The 26,379-nt window shown below is 67.9% G+C and carries 16 protein-coding genes; 9 read left to right on the top strand and 7 right to left on the bottom strand.

The window, feature by feature from the left end; translation table 11 throughout:
- Positions 1-3 precede the first annotated feature (3 nt).
- The 6 genes from C4K40_RS18645 to C4K40_RS18620 form a co-directional block, all read right to left on the bottom strand.
- Entirely contained in the window at positions 4-834 is an 831-nt protein-coding gene (locus C4K40_RS18645) for an ABC transporter ATP-binding protein (protein ID WP_256223913.1), read from the bottom strand.
- Complete coding sequence (locus C4K40_RS18640) at positions 831-1,898, bottom strand: iron ABC transporter permease (protein WP_053130971.1); 1,068 nt, start codon at positions 1,896-1,898, stop codon at positions 831-833. The genes C4K40_RS18645 and C4K40_RS18640 overlap by 4 nt, the downstream gene beginning before the upstream one ends.
- Positions 1,895-3,028 (bottom strand): ABC transporter substrate-binding protein, encoded by a 1,134-nt coding sequence (locus tag C4K40_RS18635; protein ID WP_053130969.1) that lies wholly within the window; start codon positions 3,026-3,028, stop codon positions 1,895-1,897. The genes C4K40_RS18640 and C4K40_RS18635 overlap by 4 nt, the downstream gene beginning before the upstream one ends.
- Positions 3,015-3,896, bottom strand: a complete 882-nt coding sequence (locus C4K40_RS18630) for a PepSY domain-containing protein (RefSeq protein ID WP_053130967.1) — start codon at positions 3,894-3,896, stop codon at positions 3,015-3,017. The genes C4K40_RS18635 and C4K40_RS18630 overlap by 14 nt, the downstream gene beginning before the upstream one ends.
- 6 nt (positions 3,897-3,902) lie before the next feature.
- Positions 3,903-6,134 carry a TonB-dependent siderophore receptor gene (locus tag C4K40_RS18625; protein ID WP_053130964.1) on the bottom strand — a complete coding sequence of 744 codons (2,232 nt, stop codon included), beginning with the start codon at positions 6,132-6,134 and terminating at the stop codon, positions 3,903-3,905.
- Positions 6,135-6,356: 222 nt separating this feature from the next.
- Positions 6,357-7,259 carry an AraC family transcriptional regulator gene (locus C4K40_RS18620; protein WP_022639292.1) on the bottom strand — a complete coding sequence of 301 codons (903 nt, stop codon included), beginning with the start codon at positions 7,257-7,259 and terminating at the stop codon, positions 6,357-6,359.
- A gap of 373 nt (positions 7,260-7,632) precedes the next feature.
- On the opposite strand from C4K40_RS18620, the gene C4K40_RS18615 reads away from it, so the two are divergent.
- The 9 genes from C4K40_RS18615 to C4K40_RS18575 are packed head-to-tail and all read left to right on the top strand — an operon-like array spanning position 7,633 to position 25,324.
- Complete coding sequence (locus C4K40_RS18615; protein ID WP_053130962.1) at positions 7,633-9,300, top strand: (2,3-dihydroxybenzoyl)adenylate synthase; 1,668 nt, start codon at positions 7,633-7,635, stop codon at positions 9,298-9,300.
- Positions 9,293-11,038, top strand: a complete 1,746-nt coding sequence (locus tag C4K40_RS18610; RefSeq protein ID WP_022639290.1) for an ABC transporter ATP-binding protein — start codon at positions 9,293-9,295, stop codon at positions 11,036-11,038. Before C4K40_RS18615 ends, C4K40_RS18610 begins: the two co-directional genes overlap by 8 nt.
- Positions 11,035-12,801: an ABC transporter ATP-binding protein gene (locus C4K40_RS18605; RefSeq protein ID WP_053130960.1), complete on the top strand. Its 1,767-nt coding sequence runs from the start codon at positions 11,035-11,037 to the stop codon at positions 12,799-12,801. The genes C4K40_RS18610 and C4K40_RS18605 overlap by 4 nt, the downstream gene beginning before the upstream one ends.
- Positions 12,791-16,258, top strand: coding sequence for a non-ribosomal peptide synthetase (locus C4K40_RS18600; protein ID WP_053130958.1), 3,468 nt, complete (start codon positions 12,791-12,793; stop codon positions 16,256-16,258). The genes C4K40_RS18605 and C4K40_RS18600 overlap by 11 nt, the downstream gene beginning before the upstream one ends.
- On the top strand, positions 16,255-21,672 hold the full coding sequence (locus C4K40_RS18595) for a non-ribosomal peptide synthetase (RefSeq protein WP_053130956.1): 5,418 nt from the start codon (positions 16,255-16,257) through the stop codon (positions 21,670-21,672). The genes C4K40_RS18600 and C4K40_RS18595 overlap by 4 nt, the downstream gene beginning before the upstream one ends.
- On the top strand, positions 21,669-22,793 hold the full coding sequence (locus C4K40_RS18590) for a saccharopine dehydrogenase NADP-binding domain-containing protein (protein WP_256223911.1): 1,125 nt from the start codon (positions 21,669-21,671) through the stop codon (positions 22,791-22,793). The genes C4K40_RS18595 and C4K40_RS18590 overlap by 4 nt, the downstream gene beginning before the upstream one ends.
- On the top strand, positions 22,790-23,569 hold the full coding sequence (locus tag C4K40_RS18585; RefSeq protein WP_022639283.1) for a thioesterase II family protein: 780 nt from the start codon (positions 22,790-22,792) through the stop codon (positions 23,567-23,569). Before C4K40_RS18590 ends, C4K40_RS18585 begins: the two co-directional genes overlap by 4 nt.
- Positions 23,570-23,592: 23 nt before the next feature.
- Positions 23,593-23,916, top strand: coding sequence for an isochorismate lyase (locus C4K40_RS18580; RefSeq protein ID WP_031320011.1), 324 nt, complete (start codon positions 23,593-23,595; stop codon positions 23,914-23,916).
- Positions 23,909-25,324: an isochorismate synthase gene (locus C4K40_RS18575; protein WP_022639281.1), complete on the top strand. Its 1,416-nt coding sequence runs from the start codon at positions 23,909-23,911 to the stop codon at positions 25,322-25,324. Before C4K40_RS18580 ends, C4K40_RS18575 begins: the two co-directional genes overlap by 8 nt.
- A gap of 77 nt (positions 25,325-25,401) precedes the next feature.
- Here C4K40_RS18575 and C4K40_RS18570 read toward each other — a convergent pair whose 3' ends face one another.
- Complete coding sequence (locus tag C4K40_RS18570; RefSeq protein ID WP_022639280.1) at positions 25,402-26,346, bottom strand: alpha/beta hydrolase; 945 nt, start codon at positions 26,344-26,346, stop codon at positions 25,402-25,404.
- Positions 26,347-26,379 lie beyond the last annotated feature (33 nt).

The following is a 26,379-nucleotide window of genomic DNA, read 5'->3' as shown; positions in this document are numbered from 1 at the left end:
GGTCTATCCCAGGGCTGAGTGAAAGGGCAGGCGGCCATCGACCATCACCAGGGGGCGACCGCGCACGTGTTCCAGGCTGGCATCGACGCCATAGACGTCGCGCAGCAGCCGTGGGTCGATCACCTCCAGGGCCGGGCCGGCGGCGGCCAGGCGGCCGTTGTGCAGGACCACCACCTGTTGGCTGAAACCCAGGGCCAGGTTGATGTCGTGGACCACCACCAGGGTGATCAACTGGCGCTCGCGGGTGGCATGGATGATGGCTTCCACCACCTGGCATTGGTGGTACAGGTCCAGGGCGCTGGTGGGCTCGTCGAGCAACAGCACCTTGGGCTGGCGCACCAGGGCCTGGGCCAGGCCCACCAGTTGCCGCTGGCCGCCGGACAGGGCATCGATGGGGCGGTCCGCCAGGGCCGTCAGGTCGAGGTCGGCCAGCACCTGCTCGACACCCTGCAACACTGCCGGGCTTGGCCGCTCGGGAGTGAAGCCGAGGCTGCGGTGCCCGGCCATGGCGGCACTGAGCACGGCCTCGAAGGCACACAGGCGGGTCCGCTCCGGCAGGCTCTGGGGCAGGTAGACGATATGCCGTGCCCGCTCCACCTGGGGCAGACGGGCCAGGTCGGTACCGTCGAGCAGCACCTGGCCCGAGGTCTTGTGCAGGCCGGCAATGCCCCGCAACAGCGTCGACTTGCCAGCCGCGTTGGGGCCGATCAGTGCGGTCACGCTGCCGGCCTGCAGGGCCGGCAAGTCCACTGTGTCGAGCACCTGCCGGTTACCGTAGTGCATGCTCAGGCCGGCGGTGCTCAAGCCCTTGGCCGAGGATGAAGAATGGTTCACAGGACACCTCGACGGTTGCGCATGACGATGGCCATGAAGAAAGGAATGCCCACCAGGGCGGTGACGATGCCCACCGGGATCAGCACCCCGGGAATCAGCGCCTTGCTAGCCACCGATGCCATGGACAGGATCAACCCGCCGCTGAGCACGCTGGCCGGCAGGAACAGCCGATGGTCTTCCCCCACCAGCAACCGGGCGATGTGCGGGGCGATCAGGCCGATGAAACCGATGGTGCCGACGAAGGACACCGCCAGCGCCGACAACAGGCTGATGCGCAGCAGCGACAGCAGGCGCAGGCGGCCGACATCGACGCCGAAGCTGCGGGCCCGTTCCTCGCCCAGGGTCAGGGCGGTCAGGGCCCAGCTCTGGCGCAGGGAAAATGGCAGGCACAGCAGCAGCGCCACGGCCAGGATCGCCAGCTTTTCCCAGGAGGCGCGAGCCAGGCTGCCCAGGGTCCAGAACACCAGTTGCTGCAAGCTGTCCTGGCTGGCGACGAATTGCAGCAGGGCCACCAGGGCATTGAAGGCGAACACCAGGGCGATGCCGAACAGCACCAGGCTTTCCACGCCGAACCCGCGCCAGCGCGCCAGCAGGTACAGCAGCGCCACCGAAGCCAGGGCGAACACGAAGGCGTTGGCCGAGACCAGGTATTGCGCCGGCACGCCGGGCAAGCCCAGGCCGAGGACGATGGCCAGCGCCGCGCCGAAGGCCGCGGCGGCGGAGACGCCGAGGGTGAAGGGGCTGGCCAGGGGGTTGTCGAGCACCGTCTGCATCTCGGCCCCGGCCAGGGCCAGGGCGGCGCCCACCAGCACCGCCATCAAGGCGTAGGGCAGACGCACGTTCCAGACGATCACTGCCTCGACCCGGGGCATCGAGCCTGGGTCCCACAGTACTTGCAGCAGGCGTTCCAGGCTCATGCCCGAAGGCCCGGTGGTGATATCCAGGGCCAGGGACAGCAGCAGCGCCAAGGCCAGGCCGGATAACAACAGGACCCGCCGGCCATGGCGCTGGCGGTAGTGGCTCGAAGCGAGCGCTTCTTGCACCTCGGTAGCCGCCTGGGTCATGGCGCCAGGCTCGTGGCGAACACGCCGCTGGCGGGGATCGGCATGAACCGCTGGTACAGCTCGCGGCGGGTCTGGTCCGGATCCAGGTCCTTGAACAGCTGCGGATGCAGCCACTTGGCCAGGGCCTGGACCGCCACCAGGTGCTCGGGCGAGTCATAGAAGATATGCCACAGGCCATGCACGTTGCCCTGGCGTACCGCTCGCAGTTCGTTCAGTGGCGGGCGCTGGGCGGCCTGGCGCAGGCTGTCGTGGGCCTGTTGCAGGGTGGCCGAGTAGCCCAGGGTGACGCCACCCTGGCCCGCGGCGAAGACTCCGGTGGCCACGTACACATCCGGATCGCTGGACAGGATGTATTCCACGTTCAGGGTGCCAATGGGCCCGGGGATACGGCCGTCGGCGATATTGCGACCGCCGGCCAGCTTGATCATCTCGCCGAAGTTGCCGGTGCCCGGCGAGCCGCAGCAGTCCTGGAGGCCGGCGAGCATGTCGATGAAGATCGTCGGCTGCTCGAGCTGGCCGGCCTGGGCCAGGGTGTCGGTGACCCGGGCCAGGGAGCGCTGGTAGAAGTCGATGAATGCCTGGGCCTGCTGTTCACGCCCGAGGGCCTGGCCCAAGAGGCGCATGCTGGGCACGGTGTTGCTCAGCGGATGATTGCTGAAGTCGACGAAGATCACCGCCACTCCGGCCGCTTGCAGTTGCTTGACTGCCTCGCTGTCCGGGCTCGGGCCATGGCCGCCGCTCAGGGCCATGATCGCCAGGTCCGGGTGCACGGCCAGGGCCTTCTCGACGCTGAAGGTATCGGCGGAGGTTCCTCCCACCAGCGGTATCTTCTCGGCTTCCGGGAAGGCCCGGTGGAAGGCGCCGTAGCCTTGCACGTCGAGGCCGCGAAAATCTCCCTGCCAACCGGCGACCCGGGCGAATGGATGCTTGCCCTCCAGCAGCGACAGCGAATAGATCATCCGGCCTTCGCCGAGCAGGATGCGTTCGACCTTGTCCGGTACCTGGACCTGGCGCCCGGCCAGGTCGGTGAGGGTCGCGGCGCTGGCCGCGGCGCTGCACAGCAGCCCCAGCGGCAACAGGCCCAACAGGAGCCCGCGGCGGGCCCGGCGCAACAGATCACGGTGTGTCATGGGTCATTTCCTTGAACGATGGGACGGCCCGGCGAGCGGCGCGCTTGCGCCACCACAACAGCAGGCCGGTGATGTACAGCAGGGGCAGCGCCAGACCACAGGCAAAAGCCAGCCAGGCACCGGGAGCGCCCAGCAGTAGCTGGCCGTGGGCGGCGGAGAACAGCGGCTTGAGCGCCAGGGGTTGCCCGGTCAGCCAGGCGAACCACTGCGGTTGTGCCAGCCAGGCGCCGCTGCCGGCGATCAGCGCCAGGGGCAGGCATAGCCAGGCCGCGGCGACGTTATGCCACTCGCGCAGGCGCCGGGTGCCGCGGCTGCCGGGACGCAGGCTGGCGGCCTTCCACCAGCTGCGCCGTCCCGGCCACCACAGGTACAGGCCGCTACCCAACGAGGCCAGCAGCGCCAGGCCGCAGGCCAGCACCAGGAGCGAACCCCAGGCCGGCGGCAACAGCAGGCTGCGGTGCAAGGCCACCAGCCGCGCCAGCCACAGGTCCTCGAACACGAAGAACCCCCGGGGCTCGGCGCTGTAGGGATCGATCATGGCGATGCCGGTGGCAGGACGATCTTCGAGGGCACCGAAGACGATGGCGTTGTCCGATTCGAGAAAGCCCTGGCGCGGCGCAGCGGCACCGAACACCTTGTGCAACTGTGGGTAGGCGTTGGACGCAGCGCTGATCCAGGCGCTCTGTTCCAGCAGGGTGCCGTGCTCGCCGGGAGCCAGCTGCAGCATCTGCCCGCCGACCTCCCAGCGCAGGATCGGCCCCTTGAGCTCCAGCAGCGCACCGCTGAGCCCCAGGAGCGCGAGGAACAAACCCAGGACCAGGGCCAGCCAGCGATGGACCCCGAGCCAGATTTCACGTAGCCGCAGCATGCCGGCCTACCAGCGGTAGCGCAGGCTGGCGATGAGACTGCGGTCGTAACCGGCACTGCAACTGCTCACCGAACAGCTTTCGTAGTAGTGCTTGTCAGTGAGGTTGTTGGCATTGACCGCCAGGCGCAGGCCCTTGGCCGCCGGGACCAGCTTGTCGAAGTCGTAGTGCACCTCGGCATCGAGCAGGGTGTAGGAGGGCACGTTGAGGGTGTTGGCGGGGTCGCCCTTGGTGCTGCCGATGTAGCGCACCCCGGCGCCGAACCCCAGGCCCCCCAGAGGCCCGTCGGGCAGGCTGTAGTCAGCCCACAGCGAGGCCATCTTTTCCGGGGTGTCGGTGGGCCGCTTGCCCTTTTCCAGTGGGTTGTTGCTCTTGCTCACCTCGGCGTCGTTCCAGGTCAGCGCCGCCAGCAGGTCCAGGCCCTGGGCCAGGCTGGCCTTGCCTTCCAACTCGACGCCGCGAACGTTGATCTCGCCGGTCTGCAGCTTGTTCAAGGGTTGGGCGGGATCGGCGGTCTGGACGTTCTCCTGGGTCAGGTCGAACAGCGCTAGGGTGATGTAGCTGTCGATGCCCGGCGGTTGGTACTTGATCCCCACCTCAGACTGCTTGGCGCTGGTGGGCTTGTACGGTGCGCCGTAGAAGTTGGTGCCCAACACCGGGTCGAACGAGGTGGAGTAGCTGATGTAGGGCGCCAGGCCGTTGTCCGCCAGGTACACCAGGCCGGTACGGTAGGTGAACTTCTCGTCCTTCTGCTTGTTGCCGGTGTTTTCCAGGCGGTTGTCGGTACGGGCGCTGGAGCGATCCTGGCGGCCGCCGACGGTGAGTACCCAGTGGTCGTCGAAGGTGAATTGTTGCTGGGCATAGACCCCGACCTGGTCGGCGCGCTGCATGGTGCTGGCGAACGGCGTATCGGGCGCGAAGACTCCGCCATGTACCGGGCGGTAGATATCGATGGGCGATGCCGCGCCGCCTCGCAGGTGATAATCCTCGCGGGTGCGGCGGTAGTCCAGGCCCAGCAGCGAGACCATCTGCGTGCTGCCCAGGTTCCAGCGGGCCTGGACGTTGTTATCCAGCGAATAGGTATCGCCAACGATGCGAAAGCGATAGGCGGCGCGATTCAAGGTTCGCAGGTCGGGGGCCAGGGACATGCCGCTGGCGGTGTTGGTCAGCAGGTTGACGTGGCCATAGCGGGCGCTGGAGTTCAGGCTCCAGACGTCGTTGAAGCGATGTTCCAGCAGGTAGCCGAGGCTGTACTGGTTGCGGCCGTTGTCCAGCCCCGGTTCGTCGAGGAACACGTTGCGCTTGAGTTTGCCGTTGGGGTTGCCCAGCAGCGTGCCACGGCTGGGCAGGAGCACGCGTGGAGCGCCGAAGCTGTCCTTGGTGTAGTCGGCCAGCAAGGTCAGGCTGGTGTCTTCGTTGGGTTTCCAGGTGAAGGATGGCGCGATGAACTGCTTGTCGTCGGGGATATGGTCGAACTGGGTGCCGCTGTCCCGTTGCAGGCCGACCAGGCGATAGAGGAACTGGCCCTGGTCGTCCAGGGGGCCACTGAAATCGAACTGGCCCTGGGCCCGGCCGAAGCTGCCACCCTGGATCTCCACCTCGTGGAAGGGGGTATCCAGGGGCCGCTTGCTGATCTGGTTGACCACGCCGCCGGGAGCGTTCTGGCCGAACAGCACCGAAGCCGGGCCCTTGAGCACGTCGATACGTTCCAGGCCATAGGCTTCCACCTTGGGCCAGGCCTGGGCGGTGTTGCCCTTGAGGCCATCGCGGAGCATGCCGGTGGTGACGTCGAAACCACGGATCGAAATGGTGTCGAAGCGCTGGCTGGCGGCAATGGTATTGGCCTGGACCCCGGCGGTATAGCGCAGGGCCTCGCTCACCGATTGCACTTTCAGGGCGTCCATCTGGTCGCGGGTGACCACGGAGATCGCCTGGGGGATTTCACTGAGCGTGGCGTCGGTCTTGGTCCCGCTGAGACTGCGCTTGGCCACGTAGCCACTTTGCTGGCCGGTGGGCGAGTCGATGGCGTTGGCGCTGATCACGCTGGTGTCCAGGATCAGGGGCTGGTCTTGCTCCTGCTCGGCGGTTGCCGCCAGGGCGCTCGCGGCCTGGGTCAGCGACAGGCCCAGGGCCACGCCGTGGACCAGGCAGGACAGCGAACCGCGGCTGGACGGGGGACGCGCGACCACATGCTCGACTGGCCAACCTGGGGTATTTCGGTGCGCAACGCGGGTGCCCATGCTTAACTCCGTGATGGGGATTAAATGAGAATGCAAACGTATCTCATTAGTGAGCGTTGTCTGCTGGCTAAAACTTTGGCTGCAGCGATCTTTTCTTTCGTTTGCGGTACCCGTTGGCACAGCCGGGATGGGGCCGGTGCAAACCCGCGGGCACTAACGACGAGTGGGGACGAGGATCAGGCGATGTTCAGCACTGGGCGCCCGGTGTAGCGGGCGCGACAGTCAGCGCAGGGATTTGGGGGAAACCCCGAAGCGCTTGCGAAACGCCGTGGAGAAATGCGCGGGGCTGTAGCCGACCCGGTAGGCGGCGCTGGACACGTTGGTCTCGCCGCTGGCCAGCAAGCGATAAGCTTCGCCCAGGCGCTGCTCCTGCAGGTAGGCGTAGACGCTGGTGCCGAACACCTGGCGAAAGCCGGCGGTGAGTTTGCGCGGGTTGAGGCCCACCTGGCGCGACAGCTCGGAGAGCGAGGGCGAGGCCGGCAACGAATTGAGCAGCAGGTCGCGGGCGGCGTGGATACGCTCGATGTCCGCCGAGCTGCAGGGGCTGTCCTGCAATGGTCGGGATTCGGCATGGGCGAGGATGCCCTCGACCCCCAGGGCGGTCAGTTCCAGGGCCTTGCCGCCCAAGTAGAAGGAGCGGGTGGGGCCTTGCAACGGGCAGGTGACGATCTGCTGCGCCAGGGCCAGCAGGGGTTTGCTGGCCGGTTGGCAGAACAGCATAGGCCCGCCGCCACGCTGGTCCAGCAGGCGCTCCGGCTCCAGGCCGACGTTGCGGATCGAGGGGAAGTCCAGCTGCACCGTGGTGTAGCGCACCGGCACACCCCTGGCGAACAGGTGGTCGCCGCAGTGCTCGCCCTGGTTGGCCACGGCGCACAGGGTCGGGCCGCGGATCTCCACCTCCGGCTGGCCTTCGACCCGGCAATTGAGCTGGCCACTGAGCACCAGGATGATCTTCAGGCCCTGCCAGAGTGATTCCTGCATCCACATCTGGCTTTCCATCAACACGGTCCCGGTGGAAAGGGTGATCTCCGGCACCACGGTAGCGGCGTCATCCTGCCGGGAATTGGGAAAGTGCAGAGTGAAATCCTTTTTGACAGGCTGCGGCGCAGCTTGGCGGCTGAGCATGGCGAACTCCCTGTGGACCAGAAAAGAGGCCATAAGCTAGCAGGAAATTTCTGATCTGTAATTAAGAATGATTATCCTTTAGCTTTCGAGAGCTCACCCGCAAGGCTTTGCCGGTGGGGCGTGGCTCAATCAAAAGAAAAAGCCGCGCAAACGAATGTCCTGGCAATTGCCCGGCCCAGGAAATTGCCTATTAATAATCACTCTCATTCCCAGGCACTCAGCTCCATGGACGAATCCTTGCGCAGTACCACCATAGCCCAGCCGGCGAGGCCTGGTTCCCGCCGCCACTGACGCTCCCTTTTTTCGCATTTCCCTCGGGTCTGGAATTCCAGGTCCATGGCCGCCTTTTGCCTCAAGAAAACCAGGAGACAGCATGTCCACTTTCGATGATCAGCAGGATTGCCCCGCTTGGCCCGAAGCCTTCGCCGAACGTTATCGCCAAGACGGCTACTGGCGCGAAGAGACCTTCGGCGACTTGCTGCGCGAGGCCGCCCGGGCTTTCGCCGAGCGTGAGGCGCTGACCGCCGGTGAACAGCGCCTGAGCTATCGCCAGCTGGACCTGCGGGTTGATCAACTGGCCAACGGGCTGTACCGCCTGGGCCTGCGAGCCGGTGACAACGTGGTGCTGCAATTGCCCAACAGTATGGCTTTCGTCGAGGTCTGCTTTGCCCTGTACCGCCTCGGCGTGCGGCCGATCTTCGCCTTGCCGGCCCACCGCCAGCTGGAGATCGGGCGCTTCTGCGAGTTCGCCCAGGCCCGGGCCTACCTGTGCGCCGATCAGGATGCCGGCTTCGATTACCGGGTCATGGCCCGCGAGCTCAAAGCCTCCAACCCGCACCTGGAATGGGTGATCGTCGCTGGCGAGGCCGAGGAGTTCACCGCCTTGCGCGGGCTCTACGACGAGAATCCGACCCTGGCGCTGCCGTCCCCCAGCCCTGAGGCAGTGGCGTGCTTCCAACTGTCCGGTGGGTCTACCGGGATCCCCAAGCTGATCCCGCGCCGGCACCAGGAATATGTCTACAACCTGCGCGCCAGTGTCGAGCGCTGCGGTTTTACCAGTGCCAGCGTGTACCTGGCGGTGTTGCCCATGGCGCATAACTTCCCCATGTGCTGCCCGGGCTTCATCGGCACCTTGTCGGTGGGGGGGCGAGTGGTGCTGAGCACTTCGCCGAGTCCGGAGGTCTGCTTCGAGCTGATCGAGCGCGAGGCGGTGACCCATACCGCCCTGGTGCCGCCGCTGGCGCTGGTCTGGCTGGAGGCGGCCCAGGCCCGTGGCCGGGGCGTGCCCCACTTGCAACTGTTGCAAGTGGGTGGTGCCCGGCTCAGCTTCGAGGCAGCCCGGCGTGTGGAGCCCGTGCTGGGGTGCCGTTTGCAACAGGTGTTCGGCATGGCCGAAGGCCTGATCTGCTACACCGACCCCCAGGATCCGCCGCAGCGGGTGCTGCATACCCAGGGCCGACCGTTGTCGCCGGCGGACGAGATCCGCGTGGTGGATGAACAAGACCAGCCTGTGGAGGCCGGCCAGGTGGGCCAGTTGCTGACCCGCGGCCCCTATACCATTCGCGGCTACTACCGCTATCCCGAACACAATGCCCAGGCCTTCACCGCCGATGGTTTCTATCGCACCGGCGATCGCGTGCTGCTGACCGCCGACGGCTACCTGGTGGTGGAGGGGCGAGACAAGGACCTGATCAACCGCGGAGGGGAGAAGATCGCCGCCGAGGAGGTGGAGAACCTGCTGCTCAGTCATCCGGCCGTGGCCGATGTGGCCCTGGTGGCCATGCCCGATGCCTTCCTGGGCGAGCGTACCTGCGCCTTCGTCATTCCCCGCGGCCCGGCGCCCCGGGCCCCGGCCTTGCTTCGCCACCTGCGGAGCCAGGGGTTGGCGGCGTTCAAGCTGCCGGATCGCTTCGAGTTCATTCCGGCGTTTCCCCAGACCGGGGTTGGCAAGGTCAGCCGCAAGCACCTGCGCGAGGCGATCCAGGCCCTGTATTTCGGTGATCGGGCCGAGTTGCTGGAGGGAAGTGCTAGCCGTGGCTGATCGACAAGGACTGTCCGACCTCCTGCGCCCAGTGCGTGGGCGCTTGCTGGCGGCGATGGCGCTGCAGGCAAGCGCCGCGCTGGTGGGCTTGTTGCCGTTGATTGCCGTGGCCCAGCTGGCGCCGTTGCTCCTGGCCGGCGAGCTGGATCTGGAGCAGGCGCGCTTCTGGTTGCTGGCCGGTGCCGGGGCTTTGCTCCTGCGCCTGCTGGGACTGGCGGCGGCGCTGCAGATCAGCCACCTGGCCGACAGCGACCTGCAGCGCCAGCTGCGCCAACGCATCGCCGCGCACCTGTCGCGGGTGCCCCTGGCCTGGTTCGGTCGCCAGCGGGAAACCGCCGAACGGGCGCTGCTGGACGATGTTGGCGCCATGCACCAGCTGGTGGCGCACCTGCCCAACAACCTGGTGGCGGCCCTGGTGGTACCCCTTGCCAGCCTGGCCTACCTGCTGAGCGTCAACCTGGCCATGACCTTGGTGGTGCTGTTGCCGCCGCTGTTCGCCCTGTGGCGCCTGCGCGCCATGCGCAGCACGGATTACCGCGAGGAGCGCCAGCGCCTGGGCAGTGCCTTGGGGGCTCTGTCCACCGCGACCCTGAACTTCGTCCAGGGCATCGCCATGGTCAAGTCATTCGGTCGGGTGGAGCGGGTGCAGGAGGACTTCGCCAGCGCGGTACGCGGTTTCGGGCGCTTCTTCTCCGAGTGGGTGGAGCGCTGGGCCGCCCTGGGGGCCAGTGTCGAGGTGCTGTTGTCACCGCTGCTGGTGCTGGCGCTGGTGCTGGTGGCCGGAGTGCCGCTGGTGGCTGCCGGTTGGCTGCCGGCCGTGCAGTTGCTGCCGTTCGCCTTGCTGGGCCCCGCGCTGGCGGCACCGGTGGCGGCTCTGGGGCATGGCGCCGATTCGCTGGTCCAGGGCCGGGCGGCGGCGCAGCGGATCGCCGCGGTGCTGGCCACTCCGGTACTGGTCCAGCCAGCCTTTTCCCTGGAGCCCCAAGGGCACCGGGTGACCTTCGATGCAGTGGACTTCAGCTACCCCGACGGCACCCGGGTTTTGCGGGGCATCGACCTGCAACTGCAACCCGGCACCCTGACCGCCCTGGTGGGCGACTCCGGGGCCGGCAAGTCCACCCTGGCCACCTTGCTCGCCCGCTTCGCCGACGTCAGCGACGGGGCGATCCGCATCGGTGGGGTCGACCTGCGGGACATGGACAGTGCGACCCTGTATCGCCAGGTGGCCTTTGTCTTCCAGGAGGTGCGCCTATTGCGCGCCAGCGTCCTGGACAACCTGCGCCTGGGGCGGCCCGAGGCCAGCCTGGAGCAAGTCGAGGCAGCAGCACGGGCGGCGCAGATCCACTCGCGTATCAGCAGCTTGGCCGAGGGTTACCACACCCTGCTCGATGGCCACGTGCAGTTGTCTGGTGGCGAGGTCCAGCGCCTGGGGATCGCCCGGGCGATGCTCAGCCAGGCGCCGATCCTGGTGCTCGACGAGGCCACCGCAGCCAGCGATCCGGAGTCCGAGGCGGCGATCCAGCAGGCGCTGTCGCAATTGGCCGCGGGGCGCACCGTGCTGGTGATCGCCCATCGCCTGAGCAGCATCCAGGACGCCGACCAGATCGTCGTATTGCAAGCTGGAGAATTGGTGGAGTGCGGTCGCCACCAGGCGTTGCTCCAGAGGCAGGGGGTGTATGCCGGACTCTGGGCCGCCGAACAGTTCTGCGCCACGCCGACGAGCGGGGGGCAGTCATGATCCGTGCCTTGCTACGCAGCGTGCAGCCCGGGGAAGCCGGCCTGTTGCGCCGGGCCCTGGTGGCGGTGGCCGGTAGTGCCTTGGCCCAGGGCGCGGCACTGGCCTTGCTGCCCATGGCCTTCGCCAGTGTCTTCGAGGCCGCGGCCGGTGCCGCGTCCTGGTGCTGGGCCGGGCTCTTCGCCGGGTTGGCGACCCTATGCCTGGTCCTGCGCCGGTATGCGCAGCTGGCCGGCTATCGCGCCGGTGGCGCCGCGGCGCAATCATTGAACCTGCGCATCGGAGAGCAATTGGCACGCTTGCCCCTGGAGTGGTTCGTCGAGCAGCGGGGCGCCGAGCTCAATCGCCTGGTGACCCATACCGTGCTGCAGATCATGAGCACTCCGGCGCATCTGTTGCAGCCCATGGCCAATGCCTTGCTCACGCCCCTGGCATTGCTGGTGGCGCTGTTCTTCTACGACCCCGACATGGCCCTGGCGGCCTTGGCCAGCGTGCCCTTGTTGCTGCTGTTCTATCACTGGGGCGTGCGCTGGGGCGGGCAGGCCGAACGGCTCAGCGAAGCGGCGGCCAACGAGGCGGCGGCACGGGTCCTGGAGTTCCTGCGCCAGCAGCCATTGCTGCGCGCCAGCGGGTGCAATGGCGAGGAATTCGGCCTGTTGGCCGTGGCCCTGCAACAGCAGCGAGAGGCCCAGCGCCGGGCCCATTGGCGCACCTTCCCGGCGGCCCTGGGGGTGGCGGTGGCGTTGCAGGCTGGCTACACCGGGGTCTTGCTGAGCGGTTTGTACGCGGTGCTCGGTGGCAGCCTGGGCGCCGTGCAATACCTGGCCCTGGCGATACTCGCCACCTGCCTGGTGGAGCCCATGGGCGCGCTGGTCAACCTGGGCACCACCTTGCGCCAGACCCGCCACGGCCTGGAACGCCTGCGCGAGCTGCTGCAATTGCCGGCATTACCCGAGCCCGAGCGACCCCAGGTGCCCAGCGATGCGCACCTGCAGGTTCGCGACCTGGGACTGGTACGCCAGGGGCGGACGTTGTTGCAGGACATCAGCTTCGAGCTGGCACCCGGCTCGCTGACCTTGGTGGTGGGCCCCTCGGGCTCCGGCAAGTCCAGCCTGTTGCGCTTGCTGGCGCGCTTCAGTGATGTCAGCAGCGGCGCGATCCTGCTTGGTGGCGTCGATTTGCGGCAGATATCGAGCGCCCAGCGCGATGCCTCCATTGCCCTGATGTTCCAGGACTGCCCGCCACTGGCCGCCAGCCTGCGGGACAACCTGCGCCTGGGCCGCCCCGAGGCCAGTGACAGTGAACTGTTGGCGGCGGCCCAGGCCACCGGCCTGGATCGCCTGGCCCAGCGCTTGCCCCAGGGCTGGCAAACCCTGGTGGGCGAGGGCGGTGTCAGCCTCTCCGGTGGCGAGCGCCAGTGCCTGGCCCTGGCCCGGGTGCTGCTCAAGGACGCGGGGCTGATCCTGCTGGACGAACCCACGGCGGCCCTGGATGCCATCAGCGAGGCGCGGGTCAACCGCACCCTGCTGCAGCTGGCGCGCAAGCACAGCGTGGTGCTGGTGACCCACAAGCCGACCCTGGCGCCCGGCGCCGGGCAGATCCTGCTACTGGACCAGGGGCGCCTGGTCCAGCGCGGCAACCATAACCAGCTGATGGCGGCCCCCGGCCGTTATCGCGACCTGTTCCACGAGCGCGAGGCGATCAATCGCTGGCGCTTGCGGCCTATCCCTTCCGTACCCCAAAGGACCGTCCCCCATGACCGATAACCCAGCACTGGCCCGCGCCCACCCAGCGGATGCCGGCCTGAGTCATTCACCCCAAGGACTCTGCGAGGGCATTGCACGACTGTTGAACTACGAGCCCGAGGATCTTGAGGCGCGGGTGTCGCTGATCGAGCAGGGCCTGGACTCGGTGAGCATCATGCGCTTGCCGGCGCTGCTGGCTGCCGAGGGCGTGAACCTTGGCTTCGCCGAGTTGATCGAACGCCCGACCCTGGACGCCTGGTGGGCGCTGATCCAGGCACGGCGTGGCGCGGTGGCCCCGTGCCCGGATGAGCCAGGCAGCCAGGTCGACGGCGATTTCGGCCTGACGCCGCTGCAGCAGGCCTACTGGTTCGGCCGCGATCCCGGTATGCCCCTGGGTGGCGTCGGTTGCCACCTGTACCAGGAGCTGGACGGCCAAGGGCTCGATCCCGAGCGCCTGGAGCAGTCCCTGCGGCGCCTGTGCCAGCGCCATCCGATGCTGCGGGCCTGCTTTGTCAGCGACACCTGCCAGCGCATCCTGCCCGCCAGCCCCTGGCGCGGCTTGACCGTCCACGACCTGCGCGAGGCCTCGTGCGTGGCCACGGCCGAGGCCCTGGAGCGGATTCGCCAGCAGTTGTCCCATCGCTGCCTGGAAGTCAGCCGTGGCGAGGTATTCGATGTGCAGTTGAGCCTGCTGCCCGAAGGCCGCAGTCGCTTGCACTTGAACATCGATCTGTTGGTGGCCGACGTGCTGAGCATCGGCATCCTGCTACGGGACCTGGCGCTGATCCATGCCGGCCAGGAGCAGCAACTGCCGGCGCTGGAGTGGGATTTCGCCCGTTACCTGCGGGCCGAGCAGGCCCTGCGTGCGCCGCAACTGGCCGCCGCCCGGGACTACTGGCAGCCGCGCCTGGAGCAGTTGCCGGACGGCCCCCAATTGCCCCTGGCCCGTGAGCCGCAGCAAGTGGAGCGGCCAAGGTTCCAACGCCTGGCCATGCGCCTGGACCACGCTCAGTTGCAGAGTCTGGAACAACGTGCGCGCCAGTATGGGCTGACCCTGGCCAGCGTCCTGGCCTGCGCCTATGCCCAGGTACTGGGCCGCTGGAGCGCCAATCCGCATTTCGTGCTCAACGTGCCGCTGTTCAACCGCCAGGAACTGCATCCCTGCGTACCGCACTTGCTGGCGGACTTCTCCAACCTGGTGCTGCTGGAAGTGGACCTGCGCCAACCCCGGGATTTCTGCCAGCAGGCCCTGGCCTTGCAGGCCCAGTTGCACCAGGACATCGCCCACAGCGCCTGGCCCGGAGTCGAGGTGCTGCGCGAGCGCGCGCGGTTGCGCCAGGGCACAGGCCAGGGCGCGCCGGTGGTGTTCGCCTGCAACCTGGGGCCGGCGTTCGTCGACCAGACCTGCCGCGAGCAACTGGGTGAGCCGGGCTGGGCCCTGTCGCAGACGCCCCAGGTCTGGCTGGATCACCAGAGCTACCCCCAGGCCGATGGCCTGTTGTTGAACTGGGACGCGGTGCAGGAGCTGTTCCCCGAAAACCTGCTGGAGCAGATGTTCGACGCCTATCGCGGCCTGTTGTTGTGGCTGTGTGCCAACGACTGGCAACAGGTGGCGCCCTTGCCTCTGCCGGCTGCCCAGCAGCAGGTGCGCAAGGCGGCCAATGCTTGCCTGCACGCCACCCCGGCGCAGCTGCTGCACCAGGGGTTCTTCCAGCAGGCGCAAGAGCATCCCGAGCGCCTGGCACTGGTTTGCGACCAGGGCAGCCTGAGCTATGCCGAGCTGGCCCGCCAGGCCCTGCAGCTGGCCGGCGCCCTGGTGGCGTGGGAGGTGCGACCGGGCGACACGGTGGCCATCACCCTGCCCAAGGGGCGTGCACAGGTGATCGCCGTGCTGGGCATCCTCGCGGCTGGCGCGGTCTATGTGCCGGTGGGCATCGAGCAGCCGCCGGCCCGGCGAGACATGATCTACCAGCGGGCCGGGGCCCGAGTGGTGATCACCGACGACGCCCATCGCGACGGTGGCATCTGGCTTGCCGAGCTGCGCGTGGTGACCCTGGCCCAGGCCCGGGTGGCGCCGGCCCTGGCGCAGCCACTGGTCATGGCGCCGCAGGCCCTGGCCTACGTGATCTTCACCTCGGGCACCACCGGCGAGCCCAAGGGCGTGGAGCTGAGTCATGAGGCGGCGATGAACACTATCCAGGCGCTCAACCGCCATTACCAGGTGGGTCCGCAAGATCGGGTGCTCGGGGTCTCGGCCCTGGATTTCGACCTCTCGGTGTACGACCTCTTCGGCCTGCTGAGTGTCGGCGGCGCGCTGGTGCTGCCGGCCGATAGCCTGCGCAAGGAGCCCCGGGAGTGGCTGCGCCTGGTGCGTGAGCATGGCGTGAGCCTATGGAACTCGGTGCCGGCATTGCTCGACATGCTGACCCTGCAAGTGCGCAGCCCCGGCGAGCTGGCGGGGCTGCGCCTGGCCATGGTCTCCGGTGACTGGGTCGGCCTCGATCTGCCGCGGCGCCTGCGCGAAGCGGCCGGGCCGGCGGTGCGTTTCGCCGCCCTGGGCGGGGCCACCGAAGCTGCGATCTGGTCGAACCTGCAAGAAGTGGACGAGGTACCCGGGCACTGGCGTTCGATCCCTTATGGCCGACCCCTGGCGAACCAGTGCTTCCGGGTGGTGGACTCGCAGGGGCGCGACTGTCCTGACTGGGTGCCAGGCGAGTTGTGGATCGGTGGCGCCGGGGTCGCAGCTGGCTACCGCGGCCTGGCAAGCCTCACGGCCCAGCGTTTCGTCGAGCATGACGGTGGGCGCTGGTACCGCACCGGCGACCAGGGTCGTTACTGGGCCGACGGCACCCTGGAATTCCTCGGGCGCATGGACCATCAGGTCAAGGTCCGCGGCTTTCGCATCGAGCTGGCGGAAATCGACGTGGCCCTGGAGCGCCACCCGGCCATCAGCCGGGCATTGAGCCTGGTGCTGCCCGGTGCCGAGCCGCAATTGGCGGCGGTGCTGGTTGGCGTGGCGCCACTGCCCGACCACCAGGCCCTGCGCCAGTGGCTGGGGCAGTGGTTGCCCGAGCACATGCTGCCCGATAGCTGGCTGACCCTGGACGAACTGCCCCTGAGCAGCAACGGCAAGGTCGATCGCGCGGCCCTGGCGTGGCTGCTGCAAGAGCAGCGCCAGGGAGCCCTGCCCCAGGGCGGCGAGGCTCCGCAGGGCGAGTGGGAACAAGCCCTGGCGGCGCTCTGGCAAGAAATTCTGCAAGTGCCGCGGGTGGGCCGGCACCAGGGCTTCTTCGCCCTGGGCGGCAATAGCCTGCTGGCGGCCCGGTTGATCGAACGTATCGCGCGGCAGTTCCAGGTGGAGCTGTCGCTCAAGGACTTTTTCAACGCGGCCACCGTGGCCCTGCAGGGGCAGTTGCTCGCCTCGCGCCGGGAACAGCGGCCCGTCAATCAGAACGCAATGGTGGAGGGCGTGCTATGACGCTGGAACAACTGCAACAGGACCTGCAACAACTGGGCGTGGAACTCTGGGAAGAACAGGGGCGCCTGCGCTACCGGGCCCCGGCTGGGGTCATGGATGAAGCGCGCCTGGGGCAACTGCGCGAGCACAAGGATGGGCTGCTGCAACTGTTGCAAGCGGCGCAGCTGCCGACCCTGGAGGCCGACCTGGCCGCGCGGGACGAACCCTTCCCGCTGACCGATGTGCAAGCCGCCTACTTGCTGGGGCGTACCACGGCGTTCAGCTATGGCGGCGTGGCCTGCCATGGCTACCTGGAGTTCGCTCGGCAGGAGCTGGACCCGGCACGCCTGGAACAGGCCTGGAACCAGCTGATCGTGCGCCACGACATGCTGCGCGCGGTGGTCGCGGAGGAGGGCTACCAGCGCATCCTGCCCCAGGTGCCACATTACGCCGTCGTGCGCCACGACCTGCGCGAAGATGACGGCAGCGCCTTGCAAGCCCTGCGCGAGCGCATGGAGCTACGCCGGGCCAGCCCCCAGCAGTGGCCGCTGATCGAACTGTGCGTCAGCCAGGGCCGTGACACCGCGCGCCTGCACCTGTCGGTCGACCTCTTGGTCTGCGACTATCAGAGCGTGCGCATGCTGTTGGCCGAATTGCAGCAGCTGTACCGTGGCGAGGCGCTGCCGGCGCCGGCGCCGATCAGCTTCCGCGACTACGTGCTGGGTGAACGTCGCTTGCGTGAGCAAGCGCGCTACCAGCGCGATCGCGAGTACTGGTGGGCACGGGTCGACGGCTTGCCGGGAGCTCCGGAACTACCGTTGCTGGGGGCGCCCAGCGGGCCGCGCTTCCTGCGTCGGGCCATGAGCCTGGAACAGCGCGATTGCAATGCCTTGCGCCTGAACGCGGCGACGGCCGGGGTCGGGGTATCGGCTGCGATCCTCTCGGCCTATGCCGAGACCCTGGGCCGTTGGAGCCGGCGCGGGCACTTCTGCCTGAGCCTGACCCTGCTCAATCGGCTGTCGCTGCATCCCCAGGTGGACCGCCTGGTGGGCGACTTCAGCTCGGTGGAATTGCTGGAAGTGCAGACCCTGCAGGGTGGCAGCTTCGGCCAGCGCAGCCAGCAGTTGCAGGAACGCCTGTGGCAGGACATGGACCATCGCCTGTGCTCGGGCATCGAGGTGTTGCGCGAGCTGGCGCGGCGCAAGGGCCAGGACGCGGCGCTGATGCCCTATGCCTTCACCAGTACCCTGGGGGCCGGTGGCGAGAGTGGCGGCGGGGCCTTCATGCCCGGCGCCGAGCTGGTCTTCGGTATCAGCCAGACGCCACAGGTGCTGATCGATTGCCAGGTCAGCGAGCGTGATAACGGCCTGGCGATCAATTGGGACATCCGCGAAGGGGTATTCAGCGCCGAGTTGCTCGATGCCTTGTTCGACACCTTCGAACGTTTGCTCAAGCGCCTGGCGCGAGAGCCCTCGGCCTGGACTCTGGAGGACTGTCTGGAACTGCCGGCGGCCCAGCGTTTGCAACGGGAACTGGTGAACCAGACTGCCCAGCCGCTGCCCGCCGGCTTGCTGCACGAGCCGTTCTGGCGCCAGGCGGCAGCCGCCCCGCAGCGGGTGGCGCTGATCCAGGGCGCCGGGCAATTGAGTTATGGCGAACTGGCCGGGCGTGCCGAGGCGGTGGCCGAGGCCCTGCTGGACGCCGGTTGCCAACCCGGGGAGCGGGTCGCGGTGTGCATGGACAAGGGGCTGGAGCAGGTGATCGCGGTGCTGGGGATCCTGCGGGCCGGGGCGGCCTACCTGCCCCTGGATACCAACCAGCCCGAGGCCCGGCGCGAGCTGATCCTGGACAACGCCCAGGTCAGCCGCGTGCTCAGCCAGTCCTGGCTCGCCGATACGCTGTGCTGGCCAGCGCGGGTGACCCAGTTGATCCAGGTCGACCAGGGCCCGTTGGCGGCCCGCCAGCCACTGCCGGCGTTGGCCGTCGACCCTCTGCAACTGGCCTATGTGATCTACACCTCCGGTTCCACCGGGGTGCCCAAGGGCGTGATGATCAGCCACCAGGCGGCGCTCAATACCATCGTCGACATCAACCAGCGTTTCGCCATCGATGCCGACGACCGAGTGCTGGCCCTGGCCAGCCTGGGCTTCGACCTGTCGGTCTACGACATCTTCGGCCTGCTGGCAGTGGGAGGTGCCCTGGTGCTGCCGGACCCGCAACGCCGGGCTGACCCTTCGCACTGGGCCGAATGTGCCCGGGAGCACGGCGTGACCCTGTGGAACTCGGTGCCGGCGCAGTTGCAGATGCTCACCCACTACCTGCAAGCGGTACCGTCCATGGCTGCGCCTTCGTTGCGCCTGGCGTTGCTCTCGGGGGACTGGATCGCCCTGAACCTGCCGGCCGAAACCGCGCAACTGCTACCGCAATTGCGCCTGGTCAGCCTGGGGGGCGCCACCGAGGCGGCGATCTGGTCGATCTATTACCCGATCACCCAGGTCGCCCCGCACTGGCGCAGCATTCCCTACGGCACGCCGCTGGCCAACCAGCGTTTCATGATCCTCGACGAGCAGGGCCGCGATCGGCCGCAAGGGGTAGCCGGCGAGCTGTACATCGCCGGCGACGGCCTGGCCATGGGGTACCTGGGGGACGCCGAGAAAACCGCCGAGCGCTTCATCGAACATCCGCGCAGCGGTGAGCGGCTGTACCGCACCGGCGACCTGGGGCGCTACCTGGATGATGGCTTGATCGAGTTCCTCGGACGTGAGGACTTCCAGGTCAAGGTCCGTGGCCATCGCATCGAGCTGGCGGAAGTGGAAAGCGCGCTGCTGAGCCACCCCCATGTGGAGTCGGCGGTGGTGGTGGCAGCCGGCGAGGGGGCTTTCGACCGTCGCCTGCAAGCCTGCCTGCGGGCCAGCCTGCGGGACATGCCGCTGGCTTGGCCGCAGGAGCTGGAGGCCAGGACCCAGGCCGCCGCGCAAGCGGTACGCGGACACCTGAGCGATGCCCAGGTCAGTGATATGTCGGCCTGCGTCGAGCGTGCCGCGTTGCTGTCCATGGGCCTGGCGCTGCAGCGCCCGGGGTTGTTCGAGGAACCGGGACAGGAGCATGACCTGGACCAGGTGTTGCAGGTCTGCGAGGTCGCGCCACGCAACCAGCGGCTGATCCGCCGCTGGTTGCAGGCCCTGGTCCGTGAAGGCCTGATCAGCCATGACCGGCAAACCGGGCGTTACTCGAACCTGCTGGTCGAGCGTGAGGAGTACCGCCGCCAGTGGCAGCGCATCGAGGCCCTGGAGCCGTCGGTGGGCTGGGGTGGCGAGGTCTTGCGCTACCTGCGCGAAAGCCAGGAGCAACTGCCGGCGCTGATGAGCGACCAGCTCGATCCGCTGCACCTGCTGTTCCCCGAAGGCCGTACCGATACCGCCGAGGGGGCGTACCGCAAGAACCTCATCAGCCAATACCTGAACCAGGCGGTGTGCGCTGCAGTGCAGGAAATCATCCGCCAGCATCCGGCTGGCCAGCGCCTGCGCCTGCTGGAGATCGGCGCGGGGGTCGGAGGTACCAGCGCCGACCTGATCCCGGCCCTGGACGGCCTGCCGGTGGACTACCAGTTCACCGACCTGTCGCAGTTCTTCCTCAACGAAGCGCGGGAGCATTTCGCTGCCTATCCCTGGGTCAGCTATGGGCTGTTCGACCTCAACCAGGACCATTGGGCCCAGGGCGTGGCGTCCAACTCGCTGGACGTGATCCTGTGCGCCAATGTCCTGCACAACTCGCGGCATGCCAGCCGGGTACTGGCGCGGTTGCGGGAGATGCTCGCCCCCGGTGGCTGGCTGATCTTCATCGAGGCCACCCGCGACACTTACCAGATCATGGCGTCCATGGAGTTCAAGGAGGGCTTGACGGCCTTCGAGGACTTCCGTGCCGAGCTGGACACCACATTCATCCGCCGCGAGCAATGGCAGCAACTGCTGCTGGAAGCCGGGGGCGAGCCTGCGCTGTGCTTGCCCAAGGCCGAGGAGGCGATGTCGGAAATCGGCCAGCACCTGTTCATCACCCGGTTCAAGAGCGAGCGCCACGATCTTCAGCCCGAGTCACTGCGTGCGCACCTGGCCCAGTGCCTGCCGGACTACATGATTCCAGCGGATTGGCAGATCCTCGACGAGATGCCCCTGACCGCCAATGGCAAGGTCGATCGCCAGGCCCTGGCCCGCATCGGCGTAGCTGGCCCCGAGCAGCAGGTCAATAGTGGTGCGGCGCCCGTGGATGACCTGGAGCGCAGTATCGCCCAGGTCTGGCAGACGCTGTTGCGGGTTCCGGCGGTGGGCCGCGAGCAGGGTTTCTTCGAACTCGGTGGCGACTCGCTGCTGGTGGCACAGGTGGTGGGTCGCTTGCGTGAAGCCTTGCCCCAGGCCCGGCAATTGCCCTGGAGCGACCTGCTGCGCCAATTGATCAACCAGCCCACCGTGGCGGCCTTGGCCGACTACTTGCGTGGACAGGGCGTGGACGGCGATTCGCCGCTGGTACGCATCAGCGACAAGGCCCAGGGACCGGCGCGGATCTTCGTCCACGACGGTAGCGGCACGCTGGCGCCGTATCGCGCGCTGTTCGCCGCCCTGGGCGAACAAGTGCCGCTGGAGGGCCTGGTGCTCAACGATGTGCCGGGTTACCTGGCACTGGAGCCGGCCACCGCCATTCGCCAGTTGGCGGAGCGTTATGCCGATACCTTGCAGGCCGAGGGCCGGCGCCAGGTGAGCATCGTCGGCTACTGCCTCGGCGGCTTGCTGGCCACGGAGCTTGCGGCGTGCCTGGCGGCGCGGTCGATCGAGGTGCTGCAACTGAGCGTGATCAGCAGCTACCGGGTGCCATTCATGATCGAGGACGACTTGCTGGCCGAGTATGTCTTCGCCCGAGTGATGCAGGCCGATCCACTGGAACTGGGGTATCCGGCCGACGAGCAGGCCATGGAACGGACCATCGCCCGGGTGCTGGCGCAGACTCCGGGGCGGGTGCCCCAGGGGTCGCTACTGGCCCTGGCGGACGATGCCCAGTGCGCACCGGCCCTGGCCTGCCTGCGGCGCCTGGCGCAGAAGACCCAGGAGCAACGCCTGCAGGCGATCGCCGAGGCCATGCGCCATGCTGGCTCGCAGTTGAGCGACTTGGGCTGGCTGCGTGAACAGTTGCAGGTACTACGCCATAGCCTGGCGGCGGTGGCCTTGCACGAGGCCACGCCATACCAGGGCGACATGTTGTTCATTCGCCAGAGCGGCGAGGTGCAGGTGCTGCCGGGCATGCACCGGGACATGAGCGCCTACTGGCAGGCGCTGTGCCAGGGGCAGCTACGGGTGGTGGATGTGCCGGGCGATCACTTCAGTTGCATGCAGAGTCCCCAGGTACAGGCCGTGGCCCGGGCCTTCGGCGCCGAGGTGGCGGCATGAGCGGGATGAGCATTGGCCTGGTGGGCGCCTACGGCAGTGTCGGCCGCCAGGTGGCCCTGCTGCTGGCCGACAGCGGGCGCTTGCGCCTGGGCGGCCGTGATCGGCAACAGGCCGAACAGCTGAACCGGCAACTGGGCGGACGGGCAGAAGTCCGTCCGCTGGATCTATGGGACGAATCGAGCCTGGCGGCGTTCTGCTCGGGTTGCGGGTTGGTGATCAACTGCGCCGGCCCCAGCTATCGGATTCTCGATCGGGTCGCCCGGGCGGCATTGGCCGCCGGTGCCGACTACCTGGACGTCGGCGGTGATGATCCGCTCTACGAACGGCTGGCGGGCCAGTTGCCGGCAGGGCGCCGGGTGCTGGTATCGGCGGGCATGCTGCCGGGGCTCTCCGGGCTGTTCGCCCAACTGCCGGCCCGCTCGTTCCAGCGCATCGATGCCATGCGCTGCTATGCCGGCGGCCTGGGGCGCTTGTCCAGTACCGCGGCCGAGGACTTCCTGCTGAGCCTGGGCAATGGTTTCGGCCAGGCGCAGATGGCCTGGTCGGCGGGACGGCTGCTGCGCAGCACCGCTCCCGCCGAGCAGTGGCTGGAGCGTGAGTGGCTGCCGGTGGCGGGGGTGCAGGCCTATCCCTACCTGAGTACCGAGCAGCAGCGCCTGTTCGCCGATCTCGAGGTCGGGCATGGCCAGGGTTTCAACCTGTTCGAGGGTGGGCAGCTGGCGGCCGCGTTGCGGCGGATCCAGGGCTCGGCTCCGGAGTCGCGGCACTCGCCCCGGAATATCGCCGCGCTGGTCCAGGCCAGTGCCCTGGATGTGGCGGGACGCCAGCCTTACCAGGTGCTGGCGGTGGAGATCGACGGTCTGTGCGACGGTCGCCAGCACCAGGCCAGCGCCTGGTTGCGGGCCAGTGATGGCTCGCGCCTGACCGGCAGCGTCGCGGCTTTCTGTGCCCTGCATTGGGACCGTTTGCCCGAGGGCCTGTACTACGCGGCCCGGGTGCTGGATGCCGCCGCGTGCCTGGAGCAGGTGCGCCGTTGGCTGCCGGATACCCGGGTCAGCCTTGCGGGCGATCTTGCCGCCCGACCGATATCGACCCTGGAAGTAGAGGAGGGTGTGCTGTGAGGAAGGCCCCCAGTGCCTGGCTGCGTCGTTATCCGCAGTCGCGACCGCCACGCTGTCGGCTGGTTTGCCTGCCCCATGCTGGAGGTAGTGCGAGTTTCTTCAACGATTGGCGCGGCCAACTGCCGGCGGATATCGAGCTGATCAGTGTGCAATACCCGGGGCGCGAGGAGCGCCTCGGGGAAACCTGGCCCGGCAGCCTGGAGTGGATGGCCGGCACCATCACCCGGGCGCTCTCGGATCTGGCAGACCGGCCATTGGTGCTGTTCGGCCACAGCATGGGCGCGGCCCTGGCCTTCGAGGTCGCGCTGCGCTTGCAGCAACAGGGCTCGGCGCCGCAGCGCTTGATCGTTTCGGCCCATCCGGCACCCCATCGCCAGCGCCGCAGCGAGCTGCACCTGGGTCCGGATGCCGGGTTGCTGGCGGATGTGCGGCGCTTGTCCGATGGCCAGCCGTCGCTCCTGGACGACCCGACCCTGCGCGAGTTGTACCTGCCGGCCTTGCGTAACGACTACCGGTTGATCGAGTCCTATCGCGGCGATGCCAGCCGGACCCTCGACCTGCCGCTGAGCGTATGCCTCGGCGCCCAGGATCGCGAGGTGGATCATGACGAGGCCTATGCCTGGGCCGAGACCAGCCGCGAGGTTACGGATTTCCAGACTTTTCCCGGCGGGCATTTCTACCTGCGCCAGCAGCAGGCCGAGGTACTGCGCCACCTGACCCGGCTGCTGGCCAGCCATGGCGAGCCGGCGTGGCAATGCTGGCCTTCGACCCCATGACCCTTTCCTTGATGGACACCGATATGAAGACACCCGAGCAATGCAACAGCCTGGACGATGTGCGCCGCGGGATCGACGCCATGGACGAGCAGATCATCCGGGCCCTCGGCCGGCGCCTGGCATATGTCAAGGCGGCGGCCCAGTTCAAGCCCACGGAGCAGAGCATCGCCGCTCCGGAACGGGTCGCGGCGATGTTGCCGCGGCGTCAGCAATGGGCACGAGAGGCGGGACTGGACCCGATGTTCGCGGTGCCGCTGTTCGCCCAGATCATCCACTGGAACATCGCTCAGCAAGTGCGCCACTGGCGCATCTGCCACGGGCTGGAGCAAGGAGCGCAAGATGAATGAAGCATGCCTGCCCGGGTTGACCCGGGCGTTGCAGGATGCCGAGTCCCGGGCCCGGCGCGAGGGCCGGGCGGTGCTGGTAGTGTTCAGCCAGGCCGCCGAGCGGCTGGATCCGCTGGGGCTGTTTGCGAGCAACCGCCAGGTGTTCGGCCAGAGCCTGTTCTGGTCCGGCGACCAGGGTGCCCTGGCCATGGCCGGTTTCGGTTGTACCGAGGAAATCAGCCCGCCGGCCGCCGAGCGTTTCGCCGCCAGTACCCAGGCCTGGCGCCAGTTACTGGAGCGGGCGCATCAGGTGGGGCCGCGCAAGGCCTATCTGTGTGGTGGGTTTTCCTTCGACCCGGAGGCTGTCCGTGGCGCCTTGTGGCAATCGTTCGCCGACACCTCGTTGGTGCTGCCACGCATCCTGTTGCTGCGTGAGGGCGACCAGCAGCACTGGTTGTTCAGCCTGTGGATCGAGGCCGAGGCCGATGTTGGCCAGTGCGCGGCAGCGATCGCTGCGGAGTGGAACCTGTTGCAGGCCCGCTATGCCCATGGGCCGCGCTTGCAGGTGCCCGCTTGCAGCCAACCGCAGGACCTGGACAGTGGTGCGCAGCAGTGGCAGGCGACGGTCGCCGGCGCCATCGAACGCATCAATGCCGGAGCCCTGAACAAGGTAGTGCTGGCCCGGGAGGTGTGCCTGCAGGCCGAGCGCAACATTCCCTGCGGAGCATTGCTGGAGAACCTCCAGGCGGCCTATCCCCAGGCGTTCCTGTTCGCCTTCAGCCGTGGCGACAGCTGCTTCCTGGGCGCCACCCCCGAGCGCCTGGTGCGGGTGGCGCGCGGCACCTTGAACACTGTGGCCCTGGCCGGCACCTGTGCCCGTGGCGTCCATGAGCAGCAGGACGCGGAGCTGGGGCAGCGGTTGCTGGACAGCCCCAAGGACCGCTATGAGCACGCTTTGGTAGTACAAACCCTGCGTGAGGCGCTGCAGCCTTTCTGCGCGATGCTGGAGATCGCCCCGCAGCCGCAATTGCACCGCCTAGCTCACGTCCAGCACCTGCTGACCCCGGTGCTGGGACGCCTGCGACCTCAGGTGGAGCTGCTGCAACTGGTGCAGGTCCTGCACCCGACCCCTGCGGTGGGCGGCTTGCCCCGGGCCAGTGCCCTGGAGTACATCCGCGAGCACGAACAGCTGGACCGTGGCTGGTATGCGGCGCCGGTGGGCTGGCTCAATGCCGAGGGCGATGGCGAGTTTGCCGTGGCCCTGCGCTCGGCGCTGATCCGTGGCAACCAGGCGCACCTGTTCGCCGGTTGCGGCATCGTCGCCGAGTCGGACCCGCAGAGCGAATACCGGGAGACCTGCCTGAAGCTGCGGACCATCGGCGAGGCGCTGCGCCCGACCCCGAGCACGCCGGGTGTGCAGGCCGGCTGACACGCCCGAAGCCGGGGCGCCTACCGATCGCTGAAAGCCCTGCAGGCCTTGTCGCAGCCTCGCGGGCTCGACAGCGCCTACAGGGTTTCGTGCCGGGTGACAGGAGGTTGGCTGGCCAGGCCGGTGGCGGGCTGGCTCTTCAACAGGGTACCGATCGCCACGGCATAGCCTTTGCCGGCCAGGTTCATGCTGTTGTTATGGGTGCCGCCGGGCACCAGCAGCAATGTCTTGGGTTGTGCCGCCGCAGCGAACAGCTCCCGGCTCAGGCGCGCTGGTACGTAGTCGTCCTTGAGGCCGTGGACCACCAGCAACGGCATGCCTATTTCGCTGATCTTGTCGATGGAGTCGAACTTCTGCGACATCAGCCAGCGCACCGGCAGCGAAGTCTTGGTCACTGCCGCCGCCGCGTCGCCCAGGGTGGTGAAGGTGGATTCGACGATCAGGCCGCGTGCGGCCACCGGACGCTGTTCGCTGGCGGCCTGGCGACCCAGTTCGGCGGCCAGGTCGATGGCCACCGCGCCGCCCAGGGAGTGGCCGTAGATCAGGCGTTTGCCCGCCTCGGGCTGCAATACCTTGAGGCGTTCCCAGGCCACGCGGGCGTCTTCATAGACGCTGGCTTCCGAGGGCAGCTCGCCGTGGCTCTGGCCAAACCCCCGGTAGTCGATGGCCAGCACCGAATAACCCAGGGCGTGCAACTGCTCGATGCGAAACAGTTGGCCGGTGAGGTTCCAGCGCACCCCGTGCAGGTAGAGGATCGCAGGCGCATCGGCGCGTTGCGCCGGCCACCACCAGGCGTGGAGGTTCTGTCCGGCCTTGAAGCGGCTGGACTTGAGTTCCAACTCCTGCACCGCTTGCGGCAGGCCGTGGAACCAGCCGGCAGTACCGGGCTCGATGCGAAACACCAGCTGGCGTTCCTTGTACTGCAGCACCGCGCAACTGGTCGGCAGGCCGATGATCAGCAAGGCCATGCACAGCAGGGGGAGCCAGCGACGGCCAAGGCGCTGGAGCAGGGGCGGGGACATGCGGGGCACCATGGAGGAATCAAAACCGCGTTT

Origin of the sequence: Pseudomonas sp. CMR5c, from assembly GCF_003850545.1 — a bacterium.
GTDB classification, from domain to species: domain Bacteria; phylum Pseudomonadota; class Gammaproteobacteria; order Pseudomonadales; family Pseudomonadaceae; genus Aquipseudomonas; species Aquipseudomonas piscis.
This window is presented reverse-complemented; position numbering and strand designations above follow the sequence as displayed.

Coding starts and splice junctions, on each gene's coding strand:
- C4K40_RS18640 (WP_053130971.1), bottom strand. CDS start 1,898: ATGACCCAGGCGGCTACCGAGGTGCAAGAAGCGCTCGCTTCGAGCCAC.
- C4K40_RS18635 (WP_053130969.1), bottom strand. CDS start 3,028: ATGACACACCGTGATCTGTTGCGCCGGGCCCGCCGCGGGCTCCTGTTG.
- C4K40_RS18630 (WP_053130967.1), bottom strand. CDS start 3,896: ATGCTGCGGCTACGTGAAATCTGGCTCGGGGTCCATCGCTGGCTGGCC.
- C4K40_RS18625 (WP_053130964.1), bottom strand. CDS start 6,134: ATGGGCACCCGCGTTGCGCACCGAAATACCCCAGGTTGGCCAGTCGAG.
- C4K40_RS18620 (WP_022639292.1), bottom strand. CDS start 7,259: ATGCTCAGCCGCCAAGCTGCGCCGCAGCCTGTCAAAAAGGATTTCACT.
- C4K40_RS18615 (WP_053130962.1), top strand. CDS start 7,633: ATGTCCACTTTCGATGATCAGCAGGATTGCCCCGCTTGGCCCGAAGCC.
- C4K40_RS18605 (WP_053130960.1), top strand. CDS start 11,035: ATGATCCGTGCCTTGCTACGCAGCGTGCAGCCCGGGGAAGCCGGCCTG.
- C4K40_RS18600 (WP_053130958.1), top strand. CDS start 12,791: ATGACCGATAACCCAGCACTGGCCCGCGCCCACCCAGCGGATGCCGGC.
- C4K40_RS18595 (WP_053130956.1), top strand. CDS start 16,255: ATGACGCTGGAACAACTGCAACAGGACCTGCAACAACTGGGCGTGGAA.
- C4K40_RS18590 (WP_256223911.1), top strand. CDS start 21,669: ATGAGCGGGATGAGCATTGGCCTGGTGGGCGCCTACGGCAGTGTCGGC.
- C4K40_RS18580 (WP_031320011.1), top strand. CDS start 23,593: ATGAAGACACCCGAGCAATGCAACAGCCTGGACGATGTGCGCCGCGGG.
- C4K40_RS18575 (WP_022639281.1), top strand. CDS start 23,909: ATGAATGAAGCATGCCTGCCCGGGTTGACCCGGGCGTTGCAGGATGCC.
- C4K40_RS18570 (WP_022639280.1), bottom strand. CDS start 26,346: ATGTCCCCGCCCCTGCTCCAGCGCCTTGGCCGTCGCTGGCTCCCCCTG.